At 68.9% G+C, this 20,409-nt stretch carries 20 protein-coding genes; 10 read left to right on the top strand and 10 right to left on the bottom strand.

Translation table 11 applies throughout. From position 1 onward, the window contains the following. Positions 1-55 precede the first annotated feature (55 nt). Positions 56-916 carry a hypothetical protein gene (locus ACYVLQ_RS04820; RefSeq protein WP_460696135.1) on the top strand — a complete coding sequence of 287 codons (861 nt, stop codon included), beginning with the start codon at positions 56-58 and terminating at the stop codon, positions 914-916. Positions 917-1,004: 88 nt separating this feature from the next. Beyond that, entirely contained in the window at positions 1,005-1,637 is a 633-nt protein-coding gene (locus tag ACYVLQ_RS04815; RefSeq protein ID WP_460696134.1) for a DUF305 domain-containing protein, read from the top strand. Positions 1,638-1,685: 48 nt separating this feature from the next. On the opposite strand, the gene ACYVLQ_RS04810 is transcribed toward ACYVLQ_RS04815, so the two are convergent. Both ACYVLQ_RS04810 and ACYVLQ_RS04805 read right to left on the bottom strand, forming a co-directional pair. Then, positions 1,686-1,976, bottom strand: a complete 291-nt coding sequence (locus ACYVLQ_RS04810) for a hypothetical protein (RefSeq protein WP_460696191.1) — start codon at positions 1,974-1,976, stop codon at positions 1,686-1,688. 293 nt (positions 1,977-2,269) lie between these two features. Next, a complete protein-coding gene (locus ACYVLQ_RS04805) occupies positions 2,270-3,946 on the bottom strand; it encodes a DUF885 domain-containing protein (protein WP_460696133.1) in 1,677 nt (558 codons plus the stop codon). On the opposite strand from ACYVLQ_RS04805, the gene ACYVLQ_RS04800 reads away from it, so the two are divergent. Both ACYVLQ_RS04800 and ACYVLQ_RS04795 read left to right on the top strand, forming a co-directional pair. Beyond that, positions 3,935-4,234, top strand: a complete 300-nt coding sequence (locus ACYVLQ_RS04800; protein ID WP_460696132.1) for a hypothetical protein — start codon at positions 3,935-3,937, stop codon at positions 4,232-4,234. The two genes, ACYVLQ_RS04805 and ACYVLQ_RS04800, sit on opposite strands and share 12 nt — an antisense overlap. A gap of 149 nt (positions 4,235-4,383) precedes the next feature. Next, positions 4,384-5,586 carry a PucR family transcriptional regulator gene (locus ACYVLQ_RS04795; RefSeq protein WP_460696131.1) on the top strand — a complete coding sequence of 401 codons (1,203 nt, stop codon included), beginning with the start codon at positions 4,384-4,386 and terminating at the stop codon, positions 5,584-5,586. Positions 5,587-5,601: 15 nt separating this feature from the next. Here ACYVLQ_RS04795 and ACYVLQ_RS04790 read toward each other — a convergent pair whose 3' ends face one another. The 5 genes from ACYVLQ_RS04790 to ACYVLQ_RS04770 all read right to left on the bottom strand — a co-directional run bounded on the left by ACYVLQ_RS04790 (position 5,602) and on the right by ACYVLQ_RS04770 (position 11,291). Beyond that, a complete protein-coding gene (locus ACYVLQ_RS04790) occupies positions 5,602-6,255 on the bottom strand; it encodes a TetR/AcrR family transcriptional regulator (protein WP_460696130.1) in 654 nt (217 codons plus the stop codon). A gap of 74 nt (positions 6,256-6,329) precedes the next feature. Then, complete coding sequence (locus ACYVLQ_RS04785; protein ID WP_460696129.1) at positions 6,330-7,046, bottom strand: class I SAM-dependent methyltransferase; 717 nt, start codon at positions 7,044-7,046, stop codon at positions 6,330-6,332. A 153-nt stretch (positions 7,047-7,199) separates the two neighbouring features. After that, positions 7,200-8,699: an amino acid permease gene (locus ACYVLQ_RS04780; protein ID WP_460696190.1), complete on the bottom strand. Its 1,500-nt coding sequence runs from the start codon at positions 8,697-8,699 to the stop codon at positions 7,200-7,202. Positions 8,700-8,850: 151 nt separating this feature from the next. Next, complete coding sequence (locus tag ACYVLQ_RS04775) at positions 8,851-9,948, bottom strand: phosphotransferase enzyme family protein (RefSeq protein WP_460696128.1); 1,098 nt, start codon at positions 9,946-9,948, stop codon at positions 8,851-8,853. Beyond that, complete coding sequence (locus ACYVLQ_RS04770) at positions 9,945-11,291, bottom strand: purine-cytosine permease family protein (protein ID WP_460696127.1); 1,347 nt, start codon at positions 11,289-11,291, stop codon at positions 9,945-9,947. The genes ACYVLQ_RS04775 and ACYVLQ_RS04770 overlap by 4 nt, the downstream gene beginning before the upstream one ends. 132 nt (positions 11,292-11,423) lie before the next feature. Here ACYVLQ_RS04770 and ACYVLQ_RS04765 point away from each other — a divergent pair, with 132 nt between their 5' ends. Beyond that, the gene (locus ACYVLQ_RS04765; RefSeq protein WP_460696126.1) at positions 11,424-12,668 is read left to right on the top strand and encodes a glycosyltransferase 87 family protein; all 1,245 of its coding nucleotides are present in this window, start codon (positions 11,424-11,426) and stop codon (positions 12,666-12,668) included. A 193-nt stretch (positions 12,669-12,861) separates the two neighbouring features. After that, the gene (locus ACYVLQ_RS04760) at positions 12,862-13,212 is read left to right on the top strand and encodes a hypothetical protein (protein WP_460696125.1); all 351 of its coding nucleotides are present in this window, start codon (positions 12,862-12,864) and stop codon (positions 13,210-13,212) included. 368 nt (positions 13,213-13,580) lie between these two features. On the opposite strand, the gene ACYVLQ_RS04755 is transcribed toward ACYVLQ_RS04760, so the two are convergent. Continuing rightward, the gene (locus ACYVLQ_RS04755) at positions 13,581-14,474 is read right to left on the bottom strand and encodes a helix-turn-helix domain-containing protein (protein WP_460696124.1); all 894 of its coding nucleotides are present in this window, start codon (positions 14,472-14,474) and stop codon (positions 13,581-13,583) included. Between the two features lie 262 nt (positions 14,475-14,736). Between ACYVLQ_RS04755 and ACYVLQ_RS04750 the strand changes: the two genes are divergently transcribed. Next, a complete protein-coding gene (locus tag ACYVLQ_RS04750) occupies positions 14,737-15,534 on the top strand; it encodes an SAM-dependent methyltransferase (RefSeq protein WP_460696123.1) in 798 nt (265 codons plus the stop codon). A gap of 356 nt (positions 15,535-15,890) precedes the next feature. Further along, positions 15,891-17,366 carry an MDR family MFS transporter gene (locus ACYVLQ_RS04745; RefSeq protein WP_460696122.1) on the top strand — a complete coding sequence of 492 codons (1,476 nt, stop codon included), beginning with the start codon at positions 15,891-15,893 and terminating at the stop codon, positions 17,364-17,366. A gap of 69 nt (positions 17,367-17,435) precedes the next feature. Here ACYVLQ_RS04745 and ACYVLQ_RS04740 read toward each other — a convergent pair whose 3' ends face one another. Next, positions 17,436-17,981 carry a DUF2165 domain-containing protein gene (locus ACYVLQ_RS04740; RefSeq protein ID WP_460696121.1) on the bottom strand — a complete coding sequence of 182 codons (546 nt, stop codon included), beginning with the start codon at positions 17,979-17,981 and terminating at the stop codon, positions 17,436-17,438. A 198-nt stretch (positions 17,982-18,179) separates the two neighbouring features. Here ACYVLQ_RS04740 and ACYVLQ_RS04735 point away from each other — a divergent pair, with 198 nt between their 5' ends. After that, positions 18,180-18,938 carry a bestrophin-like domain gene (locus ACYVLQ_RS04735; RefSeq protein ID WP_460696120.1) on the top strand — a complete coding sequence of 253 codons (759 nt, stop codon included), beginning with the start codon at positions 18,180-18,182 and terminating at the stop codon, positions 18,936-18,938. Between the two features lie 37 nt (positions 18,939-18,975). On the opposite strand, the gene ACYVLQ_RS04730 is transcribed toward ACYVLQ_RS04735, so the two are convergent. Beyond that, positions 18,976-19,497, bottom strand: coding sequence for a hypothetical protein (locus ACYVLQ_RS04730; protein ID WP_460696119.1), 522 nt, complete (start codon positions 19,495-19,497; stop codon positions 18,976-18,978). A 234-nt stretch (positions 19,498-19,731) separates the two neighbouring features. On the opposite strand from ACYVLQ_RS04730, the gene ACYVLQ_RS04725 reads away from it, so the two are divergent. Beyond that, positions 19,732-20,403, top strand: a complete 672-nt coding sequence (locus ACYVLQ_RS04725) for a TetR/AcrR family transcriptional regulator (RefSeq protein WP_460696118.1) — start codon at positions 19,732-19,734, stop codon at positions 20,401-20,403. The last annotated feature ends 6 nt before the right edge of the window (positions 20,404-20,409 follow it).

The raw sequence follows: 20,409 nt of genomic DNA, 5'->3' as shown, positions 1-20,409 counted from the left end.
GTGGGTATTCCATACCGCAAGGGGGTATCGCGAGACGAGGCCCTAGAATGGCAGCGTGGTCGACCAGCCCAGTTCCGGCCGGGCCGACGGTGATGCGGCGACGGGCCGCGCCTCGGCCCCACGGCGCGTGCCCGGATACATCCGTGCGCTCGGCGTGCTGGTGCTACTGGCGGCCGTCGCCGTGATGCACGCGGTCGTATTCGCCGGTGGGCATGCCCGGGCATCCGGACATGCGCACGCCGCCGAGCCGACGACGGCCGCGAGTAGTCCCACGGCCTCCGACCATGCGGCCGCCACGCCGAGCGCCATCGGCAGTGGGCACTCGGAGACGGCACACCCGTCGGACGACCAGATGCCCGACGCGTTGATTCGGACCGCCGCCTCCCACTCCCCCGAGACCGCTCGAGCCCAGGGAGCACCGACGACGGTGGCCGGTGGCGCCATGCTCGCCGGTCCGGAGTCCGGTCGGACCGCGCCGCTCGCGACCGACTCCCCGGCGGCCAGGTTCCACTCGGTAGCCGCGCCCGCACACCACTCGGCGACCTTCGAACGCTCGACGGCAGCCGTCGCGGGTTCGCCGGGTGGCTCGATCACCGCCGTGGACGGGGCGACAGCGGCTCCGAGGGACAGCGGGCCGGGGGATTCCGCGGCGGCGCCTCCAGCCGAGCATGCTGCCGCGCCGTCCGGCGCCGGGGCGGACTGCGAGGGCTGCGGTGGGGTGCACGGCGGGATGCACGCCTGCGTTTTCGTGCTGGCGGCGCTCGTGCTGGCGCTTGGGCTGGCGGTGTTGGCGTGGATCGGGTTCGGCGGTCGCGATGCCGGGCAGCGGGCGGCGCGGCCGCGGGCGTTCCGGCGGGCCAGACCGCCGCCCTGGACGGTGCTCTCCCTCTCGGAATTGGCGATTCTGCGGATCTGATGGGCCACCGCGGCGTGGAAACCCCACGCGGACGCGGGATTTCACATGCCCAGGACAGAGTCCGATCGCACAACCGAGGAGCACAGCCATGTTCACTACACGCACCCGAATCGCCCTGACCGGCACCGCAATCGCCGCCGCCCTGCTCGTCGCTGGCTGTGGCAGCGACGAGCCCGAAACCCCCGCGCCGACGTCGGGCACACCGGCGGCCGGCATGTCCGATATGCACCACGACGGAGCGTCCAGCGCCGCGGACCAGCCCACCCGCACCGACTTCAACGACGCCGACGTGTCGTTCCTACAGATGATGTATCCGCATCACGCGCAGGCGGTCGATATGGCGAAACTGGTACCGAGCCGCTCCCGGAATCCGCAGCTGATCACGCTGGCGGCGAAAGTGGAGCAGGCGCAGGCGCCGGAGATGCAGCAGTTCACCGACCTGTTGCGCAGCTTCGGCAAGCCCGCGCCCGCCGCGACGGGCCACGCCATGCCGGGCATGATGTCGCAGGATCAGATGACCGGCCTACAGCACGCCACCGGCGCCGAGTTCGACCGGATGTGGATGCAGATGATGATCGCCCACCACGAGGGCGCGATCGATATGGCGAATACGGAACTGGCGCAGGGCGCCAATCCCGACGCGAAACGCCTGGCCCAGAGCATCGTCACCGCTCAGCAGGCGGAGATCCAGCAGATGCGGGGCATGCTGGCCCAGGGCTGAGTATGGGCGGGTGTGCCGGACTCCGGCACACCCGCACGGGGGGCGGGCTCAGGCGCCGATGACGGCGTTCATGATGGTGCCGGCGCTGGTGGCAACGCCGCCGCCGATCATGGCGCCCGCGATCATCTTCGGCGATTCCAGGCCGCCGCCGCTCCACTTCTCCCAGGCGAACCTGCCACCGCCGTAGGTGACGGCCATGACGCCGGACAGTAGAACGAACCAGGTGAAATACCGGACCAGCTTCATCAGCTTGTCGGCCACCGGTGGAGTCTCCGGGGTGGGGTTGCCGACCTGAGCCAGCACCGTGCTGTACATATCGTGTGCCGCGGCGAGAACCATGCTCACGTTCGTTGTCCTCTCGGATGCTGAGGTTTTGCCGTTGTGAAGCAGTCCGCCCGGTTGACGCGGTGGGCGGCGAGAGCATGCAGGTGTAACTCGTCGAACAACATCAATTGAACCGCATCGGCGCCCCCTGCCGGAAGCGGACACACCACTTGCGGCAGAGCTGATCACGCGACCGAAAACCTTGCGCCCGTTTATGGACGATTCTTCGGATGCGTGTTTACCGGAGGCGCCGGTATGCGACCGCACACCGCGCGCCCTCGGAAACGAGACGGCTATCCAAAAGGTTGCTACAGCGTGGCCGCCAGCTCCCGCAGCACCGGCAGGCTCACCGATCCGGCGCCCAGCACGACATCGTGAAAGGCCTTGATATCGAAGCTATCCCCGAGCCGATCGGCGGCCAGTTCGCGCTGGCGGCGGATCTCCAGCTGACCGACCTTGTAGGCGACGGCCTGCCCCGGGATGGCGATGTAGCGGTCGACCTCGACGATGATCTCCGAGACCGCGACGGGGGCGTTGGCGACCATGAAGTCGACCGCCTGCTGACGGCTCCAGCCCTTGGCGTGCAGCCCGGTGTCGACCACCAGTCGGCACGAGCGCCAGGAATCGGCGGCCAGCATCCCGATGCGGGCCAGATCGTCGTCGTACAAACCCATCTCGTCGGCGAGACGCTCGGTGTAGAGCGCCCAGCCCTCCACGAATGCGGTGTTGGAGAACGACTGTCGCTGGAATCGCGGCAGGTGATCGAGTTCGTTGGCGATGGTCAGCTGCAGGTGATGGCCCGGGATGGCCTCGTGGTAGGCCACCGCCGCGGTCTCGAATCGGCTGCGGCCCTTCGGGTCGTGCTGATTGACGAAGTAGGTCCCGGGGCGTGAGCCGTCGGAGGCCGGTGGGAAGTAGTACGCCGCAGGCGCATCCGCGGCCAGGAACTCGGGAACCGGGACGATATCGCAGGATTCGCGCGGCAGCCGCCCGAACCAGTGGGGCATCTCGGCGATCGCGGCACCCAGGCAGCGCTGGGCATCGGCCATGATCTCGTCCCCGGTGGCGTAGCGCAGGGCGGTGTCCTCGCGCAGCCGGGCGAAAATGTCGGCCGGATCGGTGGTGCCGAACAGGCGGCCGCCCACCTCGGCATATTCCTCGCCCAGGCGCTCGATCTCGGTCAGGCCCAGCTCGTGGATCTCGCCGGCCCCCAGGTCGGGCAGCGTGGTGTGATGCTGGAGCAGGCGCCGGTAGATGTCCTCGCCGTCCGTGCCCAGCCAGCACAGGCCGGGCCGGTCGTCGAGGCGGGCGGCCGGGAGCAGCTCGTCGGCCAGGACGTCGCGGTAGCTCCGGAACGCCGGGCGGATCACGTCCCGCGCCACCTCGGAAAGCGTGGCGCGCCAGTCCTTTTCGCCGTCCCAGTCCGAGGGTCCCGCGAACGTGACGAACGGGTCGCTCGCGAGATCCGAGGCCAGGTAGCCGTCGAGCTGGTTGAGCGAGCGTTCGATCGCGATCCGCGCCGGGGTGCGCCCGGCCTCCAGCCCGTTCCGAAACCGCTGCACCGCCTGGTCGAGCAGTGTGCCGAACTGCCGGTAGCGCTGCACGAGCGCCACCGCGTTCTCCGGCTGTGGGGCGTTGACCTGCGGCGCCAGCGTGAGCATCCCGGCATGCACGCCGTCCATCTGATCGGACGCCAGCTCCGTCGGCCGCCACGCCACATGGTCGATCCCGGATTCCAGCTCGTGGCGCAGCAGGCTGCGGGTGACCCGGTCCTCGGAGGTCAGCCGCTCGGGGTCGAGCGCCGCGACCCGCCAGAGCAGCCGCTCCCACACCGTCCGCAGCCGCCGCTCGGCCTCCTCCGACAGGTCCTCGATGCGATCGTCGAAACGCCTGTCCCCCAGCAGCGTCGCCGAGCTCGGAGACGACTCCAGGACGCTGTCCCAGTACTGTTCGGCCAGCTCGATCAGTTCGTCGTGGGCATCCATGTCGACCATCATGCCGCGCCCGGCGGCTCCCGCCACGCCATTCGCGGCGGTCAGGCGATCTCATTCCAGGGCAGCAGGGTGCTGCGCGCCAGCGGCGGCCCCGTGCGGTTCGACGATCTGCGCCGCCGCCTCGACGGCATCACGCGGAACGAGACCATCACCGCGCGAACGGAATTCGATGAGCGTCAGGAGGCGGCCCCACACCCGTATGAACCCCGCCCTGCCGGAACAGCGGGGATGGGGCGGGCCGTGAGCATGCGGACGGTGAGGGCGGCGAAGCGGTGGTAGGAGCCCAGCGGGGCGAAGGTCAGCGCCGAAAGTGCGCGGGCCACGGGAACTTTCGAGGTCGGCAGTTGCGCCGACGGGGGTGCCGTCGCTAGGGTTGGCCGCCAAAAGGAACGGTGTAGTTCCTTGAATCCCCCAGCGCGGAGCCCTGTATGAGCGGACGCACACCTCACGATCTGCGAAATCTGTCCCGGCAACTCGTCGGCCACTTCGCAACCCACGTGGCGCCGTGCGCCACGCTGCCCGGCGACGCCCTGCACGGCGACATCACCACGGTCACCCGGGTCTGCTTGGAACTGACCATCGACCTGCTAGAGGGCCGCGAGCCCGACGACAAGGTCGCGCGACTACAGCGAGCCGCCGCCGACTGGGCCCGCGAGGGCATCCCGATCGACACCGTGCACCACGCCGTGCACGAGGGCTTCCGGCTGGCGTTCGACCTGCTGCTGACCCGCACCGACCCCAGCGAACGGCCCGACGATCCCGCGCAGCTGCTGCTGCGCATCCTCGACACCATCACCCCGGCCGTGGCCCTCGCCTACGTCCGCGAGCACCAGGCCGCGGTCACCGAGCACCACACCGCGGTGCACACGCTGGTCTCGGCGCTGCTGGCGGGTCATCCCACCTCCACCATGGCTCGCGAGAGCGGCATCGAGATCGCGCCCGCCTACGCCGTTGTGGCCCTGCACATTCCGCGCCACCGGGACGAGACGCATCCGAACGTCGACCCGAAAGTCGTTGCCCGGCGCAAGCTCCGGCGCCTGCAGGCCGAGCTGGCCACCCGGTGCTCCGGCCGGGCGCTGTCGCTGCTCAGCGTCGACGGGGGGACCGTCCTGATCCCCGAGGACCTGATACCCGAGGACACCGTCACCGACGGCCGACTCGACGAACTGGTGCTGGGCCTGTCCGCCGCCGGTCAGGTTCCCGTCACCGCCACGGTGATACCCGCTGCGACGGAACAGGTTCCCGATGCCGCGGACCGGGCGCACGAACTGCTGGACATGGTGCTGCGGCTGGGGAGCATACCGGGCCTGTACCGCTTCGCCGACCTGGCGATGGAGTATCAGCTCACCCGCCCGGGGCCCGGACTCGATCGGCTCGGCGCGCTGCTCGACCCGCTCGACACCTATCCGGATCTACTGGACACGCTGCGTCGGCACCTGTCGACGGGGCTGTCCCGGCAGCGCACCGCCCGGCAGTTGCAGGTGCACACCAATACCGTCGACTACCGGCTCAAGCGCATCGGCCAGCTCACCGGCCTGGACCCGGCGCAGCCCAGCGGGCTGTGGTACCTGCGGGCCGCCCTGATCGCGCGCACCTACCGAGATGCCGGGCCCGGCTTGGCCGTTCGCTGATCGGACAGCGGCCGATCAGCGGCGCGCGCCGCACAGCGCCACCGCGGTGCGCGTGAACAGCGGCGCAAGCTCGGGCAGGGCCGCGGCGCCGCGCTCGTGCAGGCAGTCGCGGATCCGGTCGTCGATGCCGCCGAGCAGCATGTCGACCAGCTGCGCGTCGGGCTCGGCGACCAATTCCCCACGCCCGACCCCCAATCGGGCCACCTCCAGGATGTACTCGACGAACAGCCGGTGCACCCGCGCGCGATGCGGGACCAGCGGCCCGCCCGCCACCAGCGTCTCGATGTACAGGGCCCGGGTGGCCTCCGGCTGCGCGGCCAACACGGCCAGATAGATCTCGAACAGGGTGCGCACCCGCTCGTGAAAAGTCACCGAGGCGGATGTCCCCACCGCGTCGCGCAATCGGCGCAAACCCATGTCGACGCCGAAATCGTAAGCGGCGGCGAAGCATTCGTCCTTTCCGGCGAACATCGCGTAGAAGGTGCGCCGCGCCACCTGCGCCCGGGTCACGATATCGGCGACCGTGGTGGCGGTGTATCCGAGTTCGCCCACCGCCACCAGGGCCGCCCCGCACAGCCGCCGGTACTGCGAGGACTGCACCTCGGCCCGAGTCAACCGATGGCGGCCCCGCGGTAACGGGCCGGTCAGGCCCTCGGTCTGCGCACTCATGCACCCAGAATATTGAGCCCGCGCCAGGTTCTCTCCATGGCCGCCGAACCGAACGGACCGTTCGTTCGCCGCGCTCAGGTGCGCGTGGCCTCCAGCACCCACGTCGGCAGCCGCAGCGCACCCGTCTCGTCTCGCTCGGGCTCCATGCCCTGCTCCCGGACCATGCGCAAGACCGGCTCCGGCATCTCGGCGACGGTGATCCGGTCCGGCCGCAGCGTGGTCAGGGTCCAGTCCGGAGCCGAGAACGACTCGCGCAGTTCGTCTTCGGCGATCGGGTAGGGGGCGCACGTGCCGAGCCCGCCGTCGGCCGGGAAGCAGAACTGGATCAGCCGCCCGCCGGACCGCGTCACCCGCGCGAGGGCGGACACATGCGCACGGCGCCGCGCGGGATCGAGGCAGTGCAGCAGCGAGCCGCTGACCACGGTGTCGAAACGGTCGTCGTAGCCGGTCAATTCGGTGGCGTCGGCCACCGCGAACTCGACCTGCACGCCGCGCGCCGCCGCCCGGGAGCGAGCCAGCTCGATGGCGGTCGGCGCGGCATCAAGCCCGGTGACCCGGTAGCCATGCGCGGCGAGGTACACCGCCGTATCGCCGGGGCCGCACCCGATATCGAGCACATCGCCGGAGATGCGCCCGGCCGCCTCGAGTTCCACCAGCAGCGGTTGAGGTTCGCCCGTATCCCAGGGCGCCTTCTCGAGCACGACGCCCTCCCCGAGGGTGCCGTCGCGGTAGAGCTGTTCGAAATCGATTGTCGTGGGGTCGATGTGCGGTGCTGCGTCACTGTCGGTCATCAGATCCGTCCCTGCTCTCGACGATTCGGGGGGTCAACGCATCCAGCTTCCACAGTCTAACGCCAATCGGAGGAAGTATCTCCGTTTCACTCCGCGGGGTACGGCTCGAGACTCGCCGGTCGATGCCCGGGCGGGCACCGACCGGCGGCTCCGTTATTTCGCGCCGGTGCGGAGCACCGATTTCCTCGCGCCGTAGGTGAAGTAGAGGACCAGGCCGATGGCCATCCAGACCAGGAAGCGGAGCCAGGTCTCCACCGACAGGTTCAGCATCAGCCACAGGCACGACAGCACCGCGAGGATCGGGATCAGCGGAACCAGCGGAACCCGGAAACCGCGGGGCAATTCCGGGCGGGTGCGGCGGAGGATGAGCACGCCGACCGACACCAGCACGAACGCGAACAGCGTGCCGATGTTGACCATCTCCTCCAGCGTGCCGAACTCCACGAATCCCGCCAGCAGCGCGCACACGATGCCGACGATGACCGTGATCCGCACCGGCGTGCCGTGCCGCCCGGTATGGGCCAGCTTGCGCGGCAGCAGTCCGTCGCGCGACATCGCGAACAGCACCCGGGTCTGGCCCAGGAACATCACCATCACCACGGTGGTCAGCCCGGCCAGGGCGCCGATGGAGATGATGTTCTTGGCCCAGTCCACTCCGTGCAGCGCGAACGCGGTGGCGAGTGTGGCGTCCTTCCCGGCCAGGTCGGTGTAGGGCACCATGCCCGTCAGCACCAGCGACACCACCACGTACAGCACGGTGACGATGATCAGCGAGCCGAAGATCCCGCGCGGCACATTGCGCTGCGGATTCTTGGTTTCCTCCGCGGTTGTCGCGACCACGTCGAACCCGATGAACGCGAAGAACACCAGGCTGGCCGCGGCCAGCAGCCCGTACCAGCCGAAGGTGCTGTTGCCCGCGCCGGTCAGGAACGAGAACAGCGACTGGTGCACACCGCTGCCCGCGTCACTCGGCTCCGACGGCGGAATGAACGGCCTCAGGTTGGATGCCTTGAAGTACGTCAGGCCGACGATCACCACCAGCGCGATCACCGCCAGCTTGATCGCGACCGCGACCGCCGACACCCGCGACGACACCTTGGTGCCGATCACCAGCAGCACGGTCAGCACCGCGATCAGCAGCACCGCGCCCCAGTCGAAGCTCACCGAGCCGAAGTGCGCGATCGGCGTGATCCCGCCCGGTATCTGGCCCAGGTACTGCGACCAGCCCTTGGCGACCACCGACGCGGCCAGCGCGAACTCCAGGATGAGATCCCAGCCGATGATCCAGGCGGCGAATTCCCCGAAGGTGGCGTACGAAAAGGTGTACGCGCTGCCCGCCACCGGCACCGTCGATGCGAATTCCGCATAACACAGAGCGGTGAGCCCGCAGGCGATAGCGGCGAAGACGAACGCCAGCGACACCGACGGCCCGGCCACGTTTCCGGCCGTTCTCGCCGTCAGGGTGAAGATGCCCGCGCCGACCACCACGGCGACGCCAAAAATTGTCAGATCCCAAGCCGTGAGCTCCCGGCGCAGTCGTGCGCCCGGTTCATCCGTATCGCGGATGGACTGCTCGACACTTTTGGTGCGAAACAACCCACTCCACCGGCTCGCCGACGCAGAGTTTGTTACCTGCTGTTCTGGCTCCGGTATAGCCAAGTCCTTCTCCTCTGTCCGCAGCGCCGCACGGGACACCGCGCTTTCAGACGTGCTGGCAAAATCTAACAGCACGCGGTGTGATCTGCGTCTCGGGTACCCGACTCGAGACCAATATGATGCCGCCCGCATGCCGGCACGACGAGGTTCACTCCGCGCACAGGTACGACAGCAGGTCCAGGAAGTCCCGGCCCGCGGCGGAACCCGCCCACCGGACGTGGCCGAGAAGGTACTCGCGGTAGGCGATTTCGGCGTTCTCGTGGTTGGGCCGCGGGAGGACGGTCAGGAAGTAGTCGATCTCGGACAGCTCGTAGTCGACGTGCACCAGCGGGAACAGCGCGGGCAGGGCGCGGCGCTCGGCCGCCGTGAGCGGCCGCGACTCGCGGTAGGCGCGCAGGAACGCGGCCAGCTGATCGGCGTGGATGTGCGCGGGCCCGCCGCCGCGCAGCGAGAGCCAGTCGACGGCGAACCGCTCGATCGCGGTGGCCAGGTCGAAGACGGCGGCGGTGCGGTTGGCCAGGCCGAAATCGATGACCGCCGTGACCTCGTCGCCGGTCCAGAGCAGATTCGTGCCGTGCCAGTCGTTGTGGGTCCACAGCGGTGACAGCTCGGCGACGTCGACGTGCAGAGGGCCGGCCCCGCCCCGCACCGAGCCCTCCCGGTCGACCTCTTCCCGCCATTCGTGGGCGGCAAGGAAGTCACCGACCGCAGGCCATTCGACGCAGCGCCGTTCGATCGTCGCCACGAGGTCGGTGCACATCCCGGCTTGCAATGGCCGTGGCGGCCGGACCGGGGCATCGTAACCTTCGGCGGCGCGATGCAGGCGCGCCAGCATCCTGCCCGCGGCGGCCGCCTGCGTCACCGAGAGGTACGGCGACCAGGAAAAGGCGTCTCGATACAGATCGACCCCGGCGCCGAGCGCGTGGATCTCATAGCTGAATTCGCCACGCGTGCAGGACGATACCGCGGGAATCGGAATGCCGCGGGACCGCAGGTGCGCCATGAACGCGTGTTCCTCGGCCAGCGCCGCCGCGTCGCGCAGCGCGATCGGCATCCGCTTCACCACGACCCGACTACCGACGGCCAGCCGCACCCCGGCGGTCGACGACAGCGGTCGCGGGCTCCGCCATTCGAGGGCCACCGCGGCATCGGAGATCACCTCGCCGATCTCGGCGAGGGTCAGCGGCGGCCAGTCGGGTTCGGCCGTCGGGTCCGATCCCATGCCGAACACGCGGCCGCCGGTCACGCCGCGCGTTCGGTGGTACGCCGTTCGAGCAACACCAGCACGCCGGTGGCCGCGCCCGCGGCCGCGAACGAGAACAGCGAGGCCGACGACCACCAGCCGGGATGGAACCCGAGCGCGTCCTGCGCACCGGTCCACAGCCGCGCCCACCACGACACCGAGCCAGGATTGCACAGCTGATACACCGCGAAACCCAGCAGCCACGGCAGCAGCAGTAGCGGCCGCGCCGGGATGCGCCGCGTCAGGTCGCCGCCGTATCGTCCACGCCCCCAGCAGAAGTCGACCACCAGCACCGCGCACAGCGGCACGAATACCGAACCGATCAGCAACAGGAAGTTGGCGAAGCCGGTGAAGTCGTGCACGCCCAGCGCCAGCACGGTCGCCAGCGCGCCGACCCCGGCGGCCAGGATCCGGCGGTCCACGCGCGGCAGCAGATTCTGGATCGACATCGCCGTGGAGTACACGTTGGCGAAGGACTGATCGGATTCCCGCAGCACCAGCACCGCGAAGAACAGCCAACCCGCCGCGACCCCGAGGAAGGTGTCGAAGATCCGGTTCGGGTCGCCGCCGACCTGCAGCAGCGCCACCACGCCCAGCAGATAGCACCAGATCTGCGCGGCCGAGTAGCCGAGCATCGTGGCGCCGGCGGCGGCCCGGACGGAGCGGGCGTGGCGGGTGTAGTCGGCGGCCAGCGGGACGAAGGAGACCGCGACCGCCAGCGCGGTGTCCACACCGGGAAAGAACCCGCTCCACGACGTATCGGGCGTCGCGGGCATCGGATGGCGCAGCAGCTGGACCGTGAAGTACACCATCGAGATCGCCACCGCGACCGTCACGTACTTGCGCAGGATGTGCAGCACGTTCAGCGGCCAGATCGCCATCGCCGTGCACAGGATCCCAGCGGCGACGATCACCACGGCGTGACTCACGCGATCGTGAGTCAGCACCCGGACGCCGCCGGAGATCACCGTCAGCTCGTACACCGCCCAGCCGACGCACTGCACGATATTGGCGACCGTCGGCAGGTAGGACAGCCTGGTGCCGAACAACCCCCGGAAGTTCGCCATCGCGGGCGCCCCCGTTCGCGCGCCGACCGCACCGGCCGCCGCCACCATCGCCGTGCCGATGACCGTGCCGAGAACCGTGGCCAGCAACGCGCCCGCGACCGGCAGCTGCGGATGACCCCCGGGCTGCAGCACGTAGACCGCACCGGTGAAACCGATGAGGCTGACCCCGAGGTTGGCCCAGAATGCGGACTGGTCCCAGAAGGACAGGCTGCGGGGCGAGTCCGCGGTGAGAACGAGGGGCGCCTCGGCGGACCGCCGGGACTCACGAAGAGACGTCATAGCGGACCTCATGCTACGGACCGCACCGCAAATCTCCGGCAGAGCGCCGGGAACGGCGCTGGGCGCGGCCCGATCGGCGAAGTCGGACCCATCCGCGATACGGAAGCGGGCGGGCCGGTAACCTGGGGCCGGATGGTTAGTGTCTCCACCCCTCCCCTGCCGCAGTCCACGCGCCGCCGCCGTTTGGGCCGCGCCGCGTGGCTGATTCCGGCACTGCTGATCGCGGCCGCCACCCTGTGGCTGCTGCGGACCACCTGGCCGCTGAAGCCGATCGGCGGGGAGTTCATCGACCTACAGGTGTACCGGCTGGGCGTGCAGGCGTGGTGGCACGGGGCCGACATGTACGGGACGCTGCCCAAGACGACCCTCGGGGTCGGGCTGCCGTTCATCTACCCGCCGTTCGCGGCGCTGGCGCTGAGCCCGTTCGCGATGCTGCCCATGCACGCCTCGGCGATCACGTTCTTCCTTGTCTCCACCGCGGCGCTGGCTGTGACGATCTACCTGGTGGCGCGGCGGATCTGGGACGGCAGCACCGAACTGGTGCTGTGGGCCACCGCTTGTGCCCTGCCGGTGGGGATGCTGCTGGAGCCGGTGCACCAGACGCTGGGTTTCGGGCAGGTGAATCTGATCCTGATGGTGCTGGTGGCGGCCGACTGCCTGACCGCGCGGCCGAAGTGGAAGCGCGGCATGCTGATCGGCCTGGCCGCGGCCATCAAGCTCACACCGGCGGCGTTCGTCCTCTACTTCCTGGTGCGCAAGGACTACAAGGCCGCCGCCACCGCGGCGATCACGGGGGCGGTGGCGTCCGCCGTGGCCTTCGCGATCATGCCGGGCGAATCGACGCGGTACTGGTTCGGGGGCATGGGCAACGTGTCCGGGCTGAGCGGGTCGGCGTTCCACACCAACCAGTCGATCCAGGGCGTGCTCTCGCGCCTGCAGGTGCACAAGCCGGAGTTCACCGTGCTCTGGCTGCTGCTCTCGCTGGCACTGCTGGCGCTCGTCGTCACGGCCATGCGGCAGGCCGCCGACCATCCGGGGCTGGCGCTGGCATTCAATGCCGTGTTCACCCTGCTGGTCTCGCCGATCTCCTGGTCGCACCACTGGGTGTGGATCGCACCGGCGCTGCTGGCCGCGGTCGGCGCCGCGACCCGGCTCCCGCGGCGCCAGGCGCGGATCTGGTACGCGGTCGTCGCGGCCGCCGCGGTCGTGTTCGTCATCGGCCCGCAGAACTGGATGCCCGGTGAGGACAACCGCGAATTCACTTGGACCCCTTGGCAACACATCATCGGCAATACCTATGTGTGGTTGAGCGTGCTGCTGGTGGCGGTGTACGTGGCGACGGCGAAGCGCCGACGCACCACCGCGGCGCGGGCCTGATCCCGCGGCGTGGTGGGCGAATCCGAGATCCCCACCGGCGGCTGCTGTGCGGGGCCGCGGTCGCCGGGATCGGACCGCCGTCATCGCCCGCGAGATCGGCGCGGCGGTCGAGGCCGGCCTGTCCGGCGATTCCGCCCTCGAGAGTGGGAATCGGACGCCCCGGAGCACCGTATTTCCGCTTACACTGGGCCGCGTGCGTGTTCGACGGCTACTTGCCTTGACCCTGTTCACCCTGGTCGCCTCGTTCGGGGTGGCCGCCTGCAGCACGGAGGGGCAGGGCACCACGTCCGACTGCGACATCAGCGGCTGCACGATCACGTTCGACCGTGGCGTGAACGCCAAGGCCAGCTTCCTCGAGGTGGAGGCGGAACTCGTTGCGGTGAACGGCAACACCGTCACCCTGAAGGTGGCCGGTCAACAGGTGGACGTGCCGGTCGGCGAGACCCAGCCCGCCAGCGGGATCAACCTCACCGTGCAAGAGGTCACCCAGGACAAGGTCGTGGTCAAGGCCGCCACCGGCATTGGCGGCCCCCAACCGTCCTGAAGCGCGCGTCGAACACCGGCAGCTCGGAAGGACCACCGGCGCTCGAACGCTTTCGGTATGGAACGGCTTCCGGCGCGGACGCGCCGGAGATCACCAGCCGCCGAGAACTCCGGAATGCTGGATCGCGAGCGACTGCGCGCTGTCCGGCCCCATGAACGGCAGCAGCGCGAGGAAGACAACCATCGACATCGAAAAAGCTCCTACGTGTCTAGTCGGTTCCGATGGCTCTACCGTCTCAGATCGATCCGCCTTCGCGCACGCCGAATCACCGAATCGGACAGTGTCGAAATCTGGACCGCACCGGAACTATCGCTGCTCCGCCACGCTGACCACCACATTCGGCGCCGCCCGATAGATACCGGGCGCCCTCACAGCGATTCGGCCGCGGCCACCAGCATCTTGCGGGAGCGATCCGGCGGCTCCGCCTGCACGCTGAGGCGGTCCATCACCCGGCGGTAGAGCTCCAGATCCTGTAGGCGATCCAGATAGAGCGCACTGGTCAGTTGCTCGATATAAACGATATCGGGCAATTCCGGCTCGGCGAAGCGCAGCATCGTGAACGAACTTCCGGCCGCCGCATGTCCGCCCGCCGCGTAGGGCAGGACCTGAATCGTCACGTTCAGCCGGTCGGACATCTCGACCAGATGCTCGAGTTGCCCACGCAGCACGTCGTTTCCGCCGATCGGCCGGTGTAGCACGGTCTCGTCCAGCACCCCCCACAGGGTAGGGCCGCCCTCGCGGTCCAGGATCTCCTGCCGGTGCCGGCGTAACTCCACCCGCCGGGCCGCCTCGGCCTCCTCGTGACCCAGCGCCACGATGGCCCGGGTGTACTCCTCGGTCTGCAGCAGACCCGGAACCAGTTGCGCCTCAAAGGTTCTGATCGAGTGCGCGGCGTGCTCCAGGCCGATGAACGTCTCGAACCACTGCGGCAGCAGATCGCTGTAGCGGTGCCACCAGCCGGGCTGGTTGGCCTTGCGCACGAGATCCAGGAACGCCTCGCGGTCCCCGGGATCGGTGACCTTGTAAAGCGTCAGCAGATCCCGGATATCGCGTTCCTTGAATCCGGTCCGGCCCAGTTCCAGACGGCTGATCTTCGCGTGCGAACCGCGAATGTGTTCACCGGCGGCCTCGCGAGTGATCCCGCACTGCTCCCGCAGTTTGCGCAGCTGACCACCGACGGCAATGCGCAGCGCAGTCGGACCGCGTTCGGCGACAAGCGAATCCACGCTGCCGATCCGGAACGGGACGGAATCTGCGATCATGAGTTCTGCTCCGATGCTCGACGATCACCTGCGGGGTGCCCGCAAACCCACTGACTACACTGCGTCGAAGGACTATCATACTCGCGCGTCGCCTGCTGACCAGTATGTTCTCTCGTGCAGGAAATCTCGGACCGGAGTCGCGATCCGCCTGTCGGCTACTCCCCAATCTTGTACTGTCACTGGACAGATCAGACAATCACCCGTTCGTGCCTCCGCGGGCCGGAGGCACCGCCTCGAGACCTCGACGAGGAGCCGACCCACAATGCCGACAGGGCACAACACGGAGATCCGCACCGACATCCCGCACTCCGCCCGAATCTGGAACTACTGGATGGGCGGTAAGGACAATTACGATATCGACCGCGAGGTCGGCGACGCCAGCATGCAGATCGATCCCGATATCGGGACGATGGCCACCGAGAGCCGCCGGTTCCTGATCCGCGCGGTCAACCATCTGGCCGGTGAGGCCGGCATTCGACAGTTCCTCGACATCGGCACCGGCCTGCCGACCATGCAGAACACCCACCAGGTGGCCCAGAGCGTCCACCCCGACGCCCGGATCGTCTACGTCGACAACGATCCGCTGGTGCTCACCCATGCGCGGGCCCTGCTGACCAGCACCACCCACGAGGGTGTCACCACCTACATCGAGGCCGACTTCCACGAGCCCGAGCAGATCATCGCCGACGCCGCCAACATCCTGAACTTCACCCAGCCGATCGGCGTGATGTTCATGGGGGTACTCGGCCACGCCCGCACCTACGAGGATCTGCTCCGAATCGTCCGGACCGTGATGGACGCGGTCCCGTCCGACAGCTACCTGGTGTACTGGGACGGCACCGTGGACAGCCCCACCTACACGAAGATGTGCGAGGAATACGCCAAGTCCGGCGGCGTGCCGTACTACACCCGCACGCAGGATCAGCTGCGCGCGGTCTTCGACGGCTTCGAGATGCTCGAACCGGGCTTCGGGAAGATCACCCACTGGCGCCGATCGGAGCTGGAGGTGGCCGGGCTGCGCGATATCGCCGCTTACGGCGGGGTGGCCCGCAAACCCTGAGCATGGAGTCGGCGGCAGCGTGACCATCTCCTCGTTCCCGACCACCCAGCGGTGACCTCTTGACCTGAACCATAGTTGATGTTCGATGCTGGTCGACAGCAGACGGAAACACGACTACGGGAGCACTGCGATGATCCTCGCCAGCGAGATCGGCCACCGGACGGGCGGCCGGTCCGTCGGCGGGCGGGCGCGAAAATGGAATGCCCCGACCCGCCGTCACCGGGAATACTGGCGGGCGACCGATGAGTTGAGCGAATCGGCTCCGTCTGATCACGTGTGGCCCGGTCATCATCGTCGATGAACCGCCCCGAGCCCATACGTCGTCCCCAGTTTCGAGAACTACCCGGAGGTACCCCATGCCCGCCGAAATATCCGATCGCTCGACCGGGCGGCGGACACCGACAGTCATCCGGCTGTTGGTTCTCGCGACCTTCGTGGTGATTCTCAACGAGACCATCATGATCAACGCGATCCCGCGCCTGATGTCCGATCTCGAAGTCACCGAGCGCGCGGCGCAGTGGGTGTCCACCGCGTTCATGCTCACCATGGCGGCCGTCATCCCGGTCACCGGATGGTTCCTGCAGCGGGTCACGACCCGTCGCGCCTACGCCATCGCGATGGGGGTCTTCCTCGCCGGCACCGCGCTGTCGGCGGTGGCCCCGTCGTTCGCCGTGCTGCTGATCGGCCGGGTCATCCAGGCCGGTGGCACCGCGGTGATGATGCCGCTGTTGATGACCACCCTGATGACCGTGGTCCCCGAGCAGGATCGCGGCCGCGTCATGGGCAACGTCACCCTCGCCATCTCGGTGGCCCCGGCCATGGGGCCCGTCATCTCCGGCCTGGTGCTCCAGATCGGTTCGTGGCGTTGGCTGTTCGTGCTGGTGCTGCCGATCGCCGCCGCCGTGACCTGGTTCGGTCTGCGGCACCTGGAGAACGTGGGTGAGCCGGAGACCGGCACGATCGACTGGTCCAGCGTGGCGTTCGCGGCCCTCGGGTTCGGCGGCCTGGTCTACGGGCTCAGCCGGTTCGAGACCGGCAACGTCGCCACCCCCGCGCTGATCGTCGCCGCCGGACTGGCCCTGATCGGCATCTTCGCCGTCCGTCAGATTCGGCTGCAGCGCAACGGGACTCCGCTGCTGGACCTGCGCACCCTGCTGTCCGGCACCTACACCAAGGCGCTGGTCCTGATGGCGGTCGCCTTCCTGGCGATGCTCGGTTCGATGCTGCTGCTGCCGCTATACCTGCAGAACCTGCGCGGCCTGAGTCCGCTGCAGACCGGCCTGCTGGTGATGCCCGGCGGTCTGGCCATGGGCCTGCTGGGCCCGACCATCGGGCGGCTGTTCGACCGGTTCGGCGGACGGGTGCTGGTGATTCCGGGTTCGATCGGCATCGCGGCCGCGCTGGCCGGATTCACCCAGATCTCGCTGACCATGCCGTACTGGCAGCTGCTCGGCCTGCACATCCTGCTGATGGTGTCGCTGGCCGCGGCCTTCACCCCGGTCTTCACCCTGGGTCTGGGCGCGCTGCCGACGCACCTGTACTCGCACGGCAGCTCGATGCTGGGCACGCTGCAGCAGGTCGCGGCGGCCTTGGGCAGCGCCCTGGTGGTGACCGTGATGGCGGCCCGCGGCGAGGCGCTGATCGAGGACGGCGTCGAACCGATCGCCGCGCACCTGGACGGCATGAAGCTGGCCTTCGCCGTCTCGGCGGCCCTGGCGCTGATCGTGATCGTGATGGCGGTACTGCTGCCGAACCGGTCCAGCGCCCCGGACGAGTCGGACCAGTCCGGCGACGAGATCGGGAGCACCGAACCCGAGTTGGTCACCAGCTGACCGTTCCCGCCGATCGGCGATACCGGGCACCCGCTCGGTATCGCCGATCGGCCGTTCGGGGGCCGCTCGCTAGGACCGCGCCCGGACCTCCGAGCGTCCGGGCAGATGGACCAGGATGAGGCCGACGGCGGCGATCAGGACGTTCTGCAGCGCCGCCGACGAGGCGTTCACCTCCTTGTTCGCCCACATCCGGAACCACTCCCCGCCGATGGTCAGGAAGCCTCCGGCGAACAGCAACACCGCCAACACCCAGCCGAGGCTGGACAGCTTCGCGGCCGTATCGGCCGTCGCGCCCCGGCGGCCCAGCAGTGCCCGCCAGCCCGCCACGGCCCCCGCCAGCAACACGAATGCGGTCAGGAATTCCCAGATCACGACGCCGATGTAGGCGATCCACACCACCGTGGGATTGGTGACGGCGTGCCAGTCGACGGCGGGATGGTGGGTCGTGCTGCGCATCGACAGCACCGCGGTGACGCCGCGGCGGTTGGTGTCGGTGTCGAGGCAGTTGGTGACCGCGACGATCAGGTAGTACAGCCCGGTGATCGTTGCCAGCACGGCGACCGCCGTGTCCCGGCTTCCGGCCGCATCCAGAAATCGCTTACCGCTGAGACTCATTCACGCCACCTAGGTCGACCGGCACAGCCCTGCAGGACGACCGAATGGTACGGCGCAGCACCCCGGTGCGCATCCGAGGCAGTCTCTTGGGGATACTCGCCTCCGGCCGGGCGTGTTCACCACGCGTCGCGCGGTCGCGCAGGTACGCTCCTCGACCGCAGCAACACACGAGTTCCTTCGATGCAGGGGAGATCGTCGATGGCGTGGGCGTGGTTCGCACTGCTCGTACCGGCAATCACCGTCGTCCTGGGCGTGGTGGTGATGTGGCGAGCACGGCGTCGCGGCCGCAATCCCGGCGGTTACAACGAGGCCGCGGGGACGGTGTTCCAGGCGGTCGGCGCGCTGTACGCGGTGCTGCTGGCGTTCATCGTGGTCAACGAGTGGAATTCGCTGCAGGAGGCGAGCACCAATACCTTCGAGGAGGCCAACCACCTGGGCGCGTTGTACTGGGACGCCCGCGCCCTGCCGCCGGAGGTGGGCCGCGACCTGGAGGCGACCACGCAGCAGTACGCGCGCGTGGTCGTCGCGAAGGAATGGCCACTGCTCGGCGACGGCGGCTACAGCCCCGAGGCCACCGCGCTGGTGTACCGCATGCGCGACGAGATCAACGCGCTGCCCACCGACAGCCCGCGCACGCAACTGGTCTTCGAGCATTCGCTGGCGACCGTCAACGATCTCGCCGCCGCGCGCCGCGAGCGGCTCAGCCAGAGCGGCCACAACGTGCCGACGGTGCTGTGGATCGCGATGGCGGTGGGCGCGGTGGTGACCGTCGGATTCACCTTCTTCTTCGGCCTGCCCAAATTCTGGACCCAGCTGCTGCTCGTGGGCGCGCTGGCCGTGCTGGTCGTGCTGTCGCTCGGGCTGATCATGATGCTCGACCAGCCGTTCGTGGGCTCCATCGCGGTGCAACCGGAGGCGTTCGAGATCTTCCTGCGCGGACTGCCCGCCCAGCGCTGACAACCGATCGGCGTGCGGCGCCGCGGTCAGCGCGAACTCAGCGCGGCGGCATGAGCATGGGGACGGGGTCGTGCACCGTCACGAGCACGATGACATCGCCGTAGGGGGCGGCGCCGCGCGCGAAGTGATGGGCGAAGCGCGCCAAGGACGTTCGCCACTTGTACTTGGCGTCGATCTCCGACTGCACATACGGCAGCAGCGTGCCGCCGGTCACCAGTTGGGCCCGGCCCGGACGCTGTTGAGATCCGAGCGCGGGGCTGCCGCGCCAGTCGCCGGGCTGCACGAGGACCCGGTCGTCGTGCGCCAGCTGGGTGGCCTCGGGGGCATGGGAGGAGACGCGGAAGGCCAGCTGGTTGTCGCCGACCGGAACCACCAACCGCGGAACCGTCACCAGCTGCTGGGGGCCGGTAACACGCGTCACCAGCACCGTTTTCGCCTGCTGCCACAGGTCGGCCATGCCCGGGCGGGCCGGGTTGCCCCGTCGCGGTCGCGGAGCGGGGCCCGGCTGGGCGACCTGCATGGGGGTGGTGGGCAAGTCGATCAGAGTTCGTGGTGGCATCACATTCGGTCCTTTCCGCTGACGAGATCGGGGGCCGAAGTTGCGTGTTACGAACTGTGTTGCGCATTACGGGGCCGCCCGCCGACACTGCTCGAACGTCTTCGGCCGACCACCTTCGATACTCCAGAGATCTCGATGGCCCGGCAACAACGCTGGTCGCAATGGCGCATATGCGCAGCGGTGCGGAATGGGACCGGCAACGGCCGCTGCGGGCGGTCGGGGGAGGATGGGCAGATGCCCGCAGAAGGACCTCGTGCGAAGAGCGTCGGCCGCCCGTCGCGGTTGTCCCTGGAGGCGATCGTCGCCGCGGCCGATCGCATCCTGCGGGCGGAGGGGCCGGACAAGCTGTCGATGCGGCGGCTGGCCACCGAGCTCGGCAGCGCGCCGATGACGCTGTACTACCACGTGCGAGACAAGGACGAGCTGCTGTTGCTGGTGCTGGAGGCGCATGCCCGGGACATACCGCGCCCGGACCTGCCCGACAACCCCCGGGACCGGCTCGTCGCGACGGCCGTCCTGCTCTACGAACTGCTCTCCGAACGCGCCTGGATCATCGAGGTCCTGACCGCGGACGACCTCTTCGCCCCCGCCGCACTCTGGTTCGTGGAGATGATGATCGGCGCCGCCGTCGACTGCGGCTGCACCCCCGAGGAGGCCGTCGACGTCTACCGCACGATCTGGTACTACATCGTCGGCAATCTGATGATCCGGGTGAACAGCGGACGCCGCCGGGCCCGGTCCGAGCCGGTCTACCGGGACCGAGCCTTCGCCGACGCCGCCACCGGCACCTACCCGCACCTCGCGGGGGTCGCCGACCGCTGGGACGAACTCACCACTCGCCCCTCGCACCGGCTGGGCCTGACCGCGATCGTCGACGGGCTACTGCCGTCCCGGCCCAGCCGATAGCACGGG

Source organism: Nocardia thraciensis, from assembly GCF_054782435.1.
The sequence above is the reverse complement of the archived record's forward strand: the minus strand, read 5'-3'. Positions and strand labels throughout refer to the sequence as shown.